This window comes from uncultured Mucilaginibacter sp., from assembly GCF_903913935.1.
In the GTDB taxonomy this organism is placed as follows: domain Bacteria; phylum Bacteroidota; class Bacteroidia; order Sphingobacteriales; family Sphingobacteriaceae; genus Mucilaginibacter.
The window spans coordinates 1-7,950 of sequence record NZ_CAIWNH010000354.1 but is presented as its reverse complement, the minus strand read 5'-3'; the positions used below and the strand labels follow the sequence as shown (position 1 = coordinate 7,950).

General features: G+C 42.3%; 6 protein-coding genes. All 6 read left to right on the top strand.

Features of this window, described 5'->3' with window-relative positions; all coding sequences use genetic code 11:
• A partial coding sequence (locus tag QZY09_RS14050) for a TonB-dependent receptor (RefSeq protein WP_295673350.1) occupies nucleotides 1–1,854 on the top strand: 1,854 nt, incomplete at its 5' end.
• A 75-nt stretch (nucleotides 1,855–1,929) separates the two neighbouring features.
• Nucleotides 1,930–3,366, top strand: coding sequence for a hypothetical protein (locus QZY09_RS14045; protein ID WP_295673348.1), 1,437 nt, complete (start codon nucleotides 1,930–1,932; stop codon nucleotides 3,364–3,366).
• Between the two features lie 92 nt (nucleotides 3,367–3,458).
• Nucleotides 3,459–4,625, top strand: a complete 1,167-nt coding sequence (locus QZY09_RS14040) for a hypothetical protein (RefSeq protein ID WP_295673345.1) — start codon at nucleotides 3,459–3,461, stop codon at nucleotides 4,623–4,625.
• A 361-nt stretch (nucleotides 4,626–4,986) separates the two neighbouring features.
• Complete coding sequence (locus QZY09_RS14035) at nucleotides 4,987–5,847, top strand: fumarylacetoacetate hydrolase family protein (RefSeq protein WP_295673342.1); 861 nt, start codon at nucleotides 4,987–4,989, stop codon at nucleotides 5,845–5,847.
• A gap of 164 nt (nucleotides 5,848–6,011) precedes the next feature.
• Nucleotides 6,012–7,244: a DUF6786 family protein gene (locus QZY09_RS14030; RefSeq protein WP_295673340.1), complete on the top strand. Its 1,233-nt coding sequence runs from the start codon at nucleotides 6,012–6,014 to the stop codon at nucleotides 7,242–7,244.
• Between the two features lie 93 nt (nucleotides 7,245–7,337).
• Nucleotides 7,338–7,950, top strand: a 613-nt coding sequence (locus tag QZY09_RS14025) for an MFS transporter (protein ID WP_295673338.1), incomplete at its 3' end; no start/stop codon positions are given.

Here is a 7,950-nt window from a genome sequence, read left to right as displayed (position 1 = left end):
GGCACCTATCAAAATACTTATGCAGGCAATAATACGGCACGCCTGGTTGAAAATGCTACTTTAACGCCTGCTAATGGGCCAAACGCACAAATGCTGCAGGTTTTCCCGGATTACCTTACCCGTCAATATTCATCTTTGACTAACAGGTTAGGCCTTATAACTACTATTGACTATAAATTTAATGCAGATAATACCATCAGTTTATTTGGAACCTATTTGCAGTTAAATGAGGATAGGGAACGCTATACCAAAGATTTGCTTTTGGGCGATTATTCGTACCAGGGTTATATCGGCGGATTCGAACAGCATTTTGAAACACAAACGCGTACCGATCTGCAAAGTATTTATAGTACACAGTTGCATGGCAATGATAAAATTGTTGGTGCTTTAACAACCGATTGGTCACTGGCATACTCCGTTGCCAGCCAGGAATTGCCCGATATGGCAGCGTTTACTACCCTGCAATCCATTAACCCCAACAGCACAGGTACTGCAACTTCCGTAACCTTTGGACCGCTGCAGGTTCGGCCTGAGAGCAGGCAATGGGAACATAATACTGACAAAGATATATCGGCTTACCTGAATTTACATTATCGGGCCACTATTGCGGGCAATAAAACATTGATTAGTATCGGCGGTATGCAGAGGCATAAAACAAGGAATAACTTTGATAATATTTACAATCTGAACTATGTCCCCGATGCTAATTCTACCTACGAGCTATATACTTCCCTTCCTGATGCTAAATTTAATTTTCAGCCAGCATCAGACGCTTTAGGCAATGCAGCAAGTAATGGGGGCGTGTACACGCTCACAGAAAATGTGCAGGCAGGGTATGCCGAAGCCAAATATTTTATCGGCGATCGTTTTGATGCCGTTTTTGGCATAAGGGTTGAAAACACCTATCAATCATTTGTGTCTTCTCTTCCTGTCACCATTGCCGGAAAGTCTGCTACCATCTCTTATATGGATTTTTTACCGGGCATTAATTTAAAATATGCCTTAACCAGTAAATCTAACCTTCGGGCTTCTTATTTTAAATCGATCCTCCGGCCGGCTTTTTCAGACCTGGTGCCCTATGTTGATAATACCGGAGCAGGGCAGGATAATTTTCCTACTACCGGTGATCCCAATTTACAACATTCAAAAATCGATAATTACGACTTTAGGTACGAATTGTTTCCAAACGGACTTGACCAGTTTATGGTGGGCGGTTTCTTTAAAACCATCGTTGACCCTATTGAATATGCTGTAGTTACAACCGGTTTTGCCGCAGGCTATACACTTTCGCCGGCAAACTTCGGTACAGCACACAATTATGGATTTGAGGCTGTTTTTCGCAAGTTTTTCGGGAGCATCGGGATAGCAGGCAATTATACATATACCCATTCGCTGGTAAATTCATCAAAAATATTTCAATATACCGATCCTGCCGACAATAGCTACCATAGTATTATGGTAAACCAACCCAGGCCGCTACAGGGCCAGGCGGCTAACGTAGCTAATGTTTCGGTACTTTATAAAAACACCAAAAATGGTATTGATGCTCAACTGGCTTTGGTTTATACAGGTGAAAGGATTGACTTGTTATCATTATATAAAAACCTGGATAATTGGGAACGCCCTACCACTAACATCGATTTTTCAGCCCAAAAAGAATTTAACCAGCATTATATCATTTATGTCAAAGTAAATAATCTGTTAAATACGCCCTATGAACTGTTTGTAAAACAGCCTAACCAGGCCTATAGCGGGAGCAGTAAACTGCCATTCCAGGAAAGCCCCTATTATGCCACTATCGAAAACGATAAGTATTATGCCAGGTTTTTAATTGGCTTCAAGTTCAAATTTTAAACAACAATAACAACATATTAATACATCAGTAAGCAATCAATTTAATTATCATTTTTTAACCCCATCAAATTTATTATGAAAAATTTAAGAATCGCATTATCCTTGTTAATGCTGGCCGCTTTGGCATCATGCAGCAAGAAAGATAAGGTTGTCGTTTCCGTGCCATTATACAAGGTCGGACAATCAGTAAGCGCAGCTACGCCATTAGCAGGAGCAATTAAAGGTACCATGTTAGCCAATACTACTTATACAATTTCAGGCGACGTGACCATTAACGTTGGTGATACTTTGTTGATCCAGCAAGGTGTAACTGTAAAAGTGTTGAATGGTTCAAACTTTATCGTAAAAGGTATTTTATTAAGTATCGGCACAAAAGCTGCTCCGATCATTATTCAGGATCCTTCTAAAACAAAAACAACAGGTGCTTCAAGTGCTGCAACTGACCCTGCTTACGTTGGCGGTTGGGGTGGTATCTATTGCGATAAAACCTGTCCTTTACTGGTAATTAAATGGACTCACCTTGATTTTGGCGGTGCAGGTCTTGTTGCACCTCCGTTTACTGGCCCTTCAACAGGCGATCAGTATATCGTTTACTGGCAAAATCCAACCGGATTGTTTGTTATGGAAGATTCATGGATTTACGGCGGACCTGACGATGCGGTACGTTTCTATGGCGGTACCATCAACATGATGAGAAATACTTTGGAAAAATGCGGTGGCACCGGCGGTGACGGCTTTAACGCAAAAGGCGGAACACAAGGTAATATGGCTTATAACCTGATCATCGGTGGCGCTACAAACGGTACAAAATCTGCAAATGACCCTGGTACTCAAGGTAACCAAACACAGATTGCTATGTATAACAATACCTACGTAAACGATGGTTTCAGGAACACAGGTACTTATGGTGCACGCAGTGGTTCAGTTGAAGTAGAAAATAACTCAAGGGCTTTAGCTTACAATAACCTTATTGTTGATTGTAATTTTGGCGTACGCATAGCAGGTGGTAATAATGTTACTGCTAAAGTTTATTTAGCGGATACTTTAACCCACAGCACAGGCCCTATCACTAAAACTGCTTACGGTTATAATTTTTATTATGTTGACAATGTAGCTCAGGCTAACCAGATCGTTCCAACCAATATAGCGCAGGCGGTGGTAACACATCCGCAATCAACCGGCATACCTAACATGGCATCATTACTGGGTGCAGGTTATACTTTTGGGTTAGCTTATGATGGTACCTCGTTGATTGGTAAAAACAATCCAAAATTTGTTAACTACCCGCTTCCGAATACGAATTTTGCCAGCCAGGCTTCTGTTGACGGCTTTGATTTCCATCTTGCATCAGGTTCACCTGCAATTGGTATTGGCTATACTGGCTTTTCTCCAATTACTACCACTCAAACCGGTGTTATCAAACTTGATCCAATTTTTGGTTCAAGCGGTATAACCGGTCCTGGAAAAGATGCAGGCTGCTATCAGACCGATGGTACTGGTAACCAGCACTAATAACCAATAAGTTACTTAACCCCTTTTTATGGTTGCTGTTTAAAGCCATAGAAAGGGGTTTTTTGTTTTAAAGATTTATTAAAAACACCTGCATGAAATTCATTTTAACCATTTTTTTTGCTTTCGCGTTGATGCTCTTTGCATCCTGCACAAAATCCCCCAAAAACACCGGGGTTGTTGTTCCGGTTAAGCCGGTAGTTATCCCCGATCCGCTTCCCAACACCGTTGATAAAACTGATACTATTAATGTAATGGCATACAACGTATTAAAGTATGGTGACGGTTGCCAGGGAAATACAGATACTTTAAACAAGTACCTCAAAACGATCATCCAATATATCCGGCCAGACCTGTTCAGTTTTGAAAAAATGGCAGCGTTTGACCCGACGCCCAGCGCGCCTTTTAACCTGGCCGAGGGCATCATAAACAACGTACTTAACGCATTATCGCCCGGTAAGTATGCCTGCGCAACACCTACCAACACTGCACGTGCCACCAATATGAGCGCCCTGTTTTATAACAAGCAAAAATTAGCTTTTGTAAAAACTGAAATTCTGGAGGCTAATATAACCGATTTTGATCTTTATAAACTTTATTATAATGACCCCAATATTGGTATCACACATGACACTACATTTGTATACGTCTTGGTCAACCATACGCAATCGGGTTCGTCCAGCACGTCGCGTGATATACAGGTAAGGACCGAAATGCAGAGTCTGCGGTCGAAATTTGCATACCTGCCTAACCTGGTGAATATGGGCGATTTTAACACCCATAACAGTTACGAAGCGGGTTATCAATCGGTGATAAGTGCCGCTGATTCAACCACCCAAATGAGTGACCCGCCGTTTTATCCGGATAAGGCCATTGCATACCCGGCAGAATGGGAAAGCAATACCAGTTTGTTTGCGCCATATCTTACCACTACCACCAGGGCATTGGCTACCTTTCCGAATAGCTGCGGCACTGGCGATGGCGCAAAATCGTGGTACGATCATATTTTTATTTCGCCCTGGCTGGTTAAAGGCAGCAACTATATGCAATATATAGTCAATTCCTATACAACAGTAGGTAATGACGGACATCGCACCGGGGTTGACATTAACAGTGTAACGCCCGTGGTAAACACTTCAGTACCGCAGCCAGTGTTAAATGCCTTGTTCCAATTTTCTGACAAATACCCCATCACCATAAAGTTATTGGTAAAAGCAAACCGTAATGCCTACAGCATCGCCGACCCCAAGGAAAGAAATTAGTGAATAGATTTTTTCAGTTAAAGTGGCTGTCTCAAAAGTCTATGAAATGAAAAGCAAACAAAATAATATTCGGACCTCGTGTTCTTTGTGAATTCTTCGTGTTGTGGTTTGTTTTTTACCACGAAGGGCACTAAGAAAAAACACTATGGTCACAAATACCTAACTGTTCAAAATATAATTTGGTGATATTTTACCTTGAAAGACTTTTGACACAGCCCCTCTTTTATTTAGGTGTGGGGTAAATATTTTGTTGTAATAGGATTATAATAAACAGAAAAAGTAAATTGCAACTGAAATCTTTGTTTTATGGCGCAGCGTCAAAACGAAGAGCCAATTATTACTTACTGTTTTTTACTGATTTATGCAATTATATCATACCCAAAGCGGCGCCCTGCTTGCTTATGAGTCGAAGTTTTACCTGATAGACGAACCCTGGGATACCCTGATCAACAGGGATGGCCTTGAAAGCTATTTATTGAATAAAATTCAAACAGGCCAACCGACTGCTGCTGATGAACAGGCACAATGGCTGATGGATGACGCACTTTTCCCCCCGATCGGCAGCCAGGAAGTTTGGGCGGCTGGCGTTACTTATTTAAAAAGCCGCGATGCCCGAATGGAGGAATCACAAAGCTCGGGCGCAGCAAGTCTGTACGACAGGGTATACGATGCAGAAAGGCCGGAATTGTTTTTTAAGGCGACAGCTGCGCGTGTTTCAGGGCATAAGCAAGTGGTTTATATCCGTAAAGACTCGGCATGGGACGTGCCTGAGCCTGAGTTAACGCTATTTATCAACTCCAATGGCAACATACAGGGCTATACTTGCGGAAATGATATGAGCTCGAGAAGCATTGAGGGCGAAAACGCACTCTATCTGCCGCAGGCAAAAATATACGAGAAAAGCGCCGGGCTGGGGCCTTGTTTGTATGTTACCTCCAAGCCGATCAGTGGTGAAACAGCAATAAATATGGTGATCAAAAGGGGAGAGGTAAAGGCTTACGAAGATTCAACCAAAGTATCACAGATCAAACGTTCATTTACCGAACTGACGGGCTTTTTATTCAGGGAGATGGATTTTCCGAACGGCTGTTTCCTGATGACCGGCACCTGCCTGGTTCCATCTTCGGATTTTACCTTGCGGGAAGGCGATGTGGTGGAGATCACTATCGACGGCATCGGCACTTTAATTAATACCATCGGCATCAACCCAAAACATAAATAAAATGAATATCTGTCTCGCGTCACCTAAACGGCAAAGCCCTCAACCATCCTCGCCAAAGGAGAGGACTTTGACCTTCAGATCAATAGATTTACTTAGCTTTTTAAGCCCCTCTCCTTTAGTGAGGGGTTGGGGAGAGGCGTTGAATCTCAATAAACATAAATAAGATGAAAGGTATAAAGTGTGTGTTCATAGCTACGGCTATTTTGCTGTTAAACTCTTGTGAACAAAAAGAACCTTCTGCCGCAAAATTCGAGAGCGAATATCCCAAAGGAACCTTTGGCTACGACCTCGATTTTTTGAAGCAAAGCGACAGCGTGGTGGTTTTGAACAGCAAGGACGGCAATGCGCAGATCATTGTCTCGCCCAAATACCAGGCTAAGGTGTTTACCTCGACCGCCGATGGCAAAAACGGGAAGAGTTTTGGCTGGATCAACTATAAAACTTTCTCCCAAAAATCACTTGACGCGCATATGAATGCTTACGGGGGGGAAGATAGGTTATGGATTGGGCCGGAGGGCAGCAAATTTGCCGTGTTTTTTAAGCCGCATACCAAAATGGAATTTGCATACTGGCATACCCCAACGGCGTTCGACTTTGAAAATTGGCGCTTAACGGCAAATACAGATAAAAAAGCATTATTAACCAAAACAACAAGGGTATTGAATTACCAGGGTGTAATGTTGAATATGAACATTATCAGGGATATTGCGATCATGGAACCTGCTGATGAAAAGAATTTACTGGGTATAGATTTTGATGATAAAATAAAATCGGTGGCATTTAGCACCTCCAATACTATTATCAATACCAGCGCTTTTCAATGGGATAAAAACACCGGCGCGCCATGTTTATGGAATTTGGATATGTTTACGCCCTCGGCCAAAACGGTAATTGTTGTGCCTTATGATAACGATGCAGCGGGTAAAATAGCGACAACTGACTATTTCGGGCAGATCCCTCCCGACAGGGTAAAGTACAATAACGGCATTTTAGTATTTAAGGCGGACGGAAAGTCGCGCGGAAAACTGGGCATGCCGCCAGGCCGCACGAAGAAAATAGCCGGGAGCTATGACGCCGAAAACAATGTGCTCACCATTGCTCAATTTGACGTTGACCCCAAAGCTACCTACCTGAACCAGGAGTGGCGCACGGATCGCGACCCTTTTGTGGGTGATGCGGTAAATGCTTATAACGATGGCCCGCTGGCCAATGGAACGCAGATGGGGCCGTTTTACGAGATAGAAAGTGTATCGCCGGCAGCCTTTTTAAAGCCGGGTGAAGCCTTGACTCATAAGCATTGTGTATGCCATTTTACAGGCGATAAGGACGAATTAAACAAGATTTCGTTAAAAACTTTAGGAATTTCGCTGCAGGATATACAAGCTGCGTTTAAATAATTATCTTCATGGCGCCAAATAATGGTTAAAGTGACAGGTAAAATCCTAAAGCACAAACCGGTATTTAAATTATAAACTTTTTAACTCTGTTTCATGACGACGAAAAAAAAGACCTTTATTGCGTTAGTGTTAGTTACCTCCTTGTTTTTTATTTGGGGATTTGCCCTGAACCTTAATCCAATTTTAATAAAACACCTTAAAAAAGCTTGTCAGCTTACACTTTTTCAATCTTCGCTAGTCGATTCGGCCTCTTATACTGCTTATTTTCTTTTGGCGATACCAGCCGCGCGTTTTATGAAAAAATTCGGCTATAAAGGAGGCATACTCCTTGGTCTTTTGCTTTTTGCAACTGGCGCGATCCTTTTTTATCCTGCAGCAGAGGTAAGGAGTTTTGTGTTTTTCTTAATAGCGCTTTTTATTCTTTTTTCGGGGGCGGCATTTCTGGAAACAGCGGCAAATCCGTATATAACTTGTTTGGGAGAGCCTGAGGGTGCTGAACGACGGATTAATTTCTCTCAATCATTTAATGGCCTTGCGGCATCAATTGCTCCATTGTTTGGCGGCGTCGTTATATTGTCCGGTGTTGAGTTAACTAAAGAGCAATACGCAAAGATGTCCAATGCGGAACTCACTCATTATTTGAATAAAGAAGCTTCCTCCGTTGAATTGCCTTATCTTATTATAGGATTGGTAGTGTTAGTAGTTG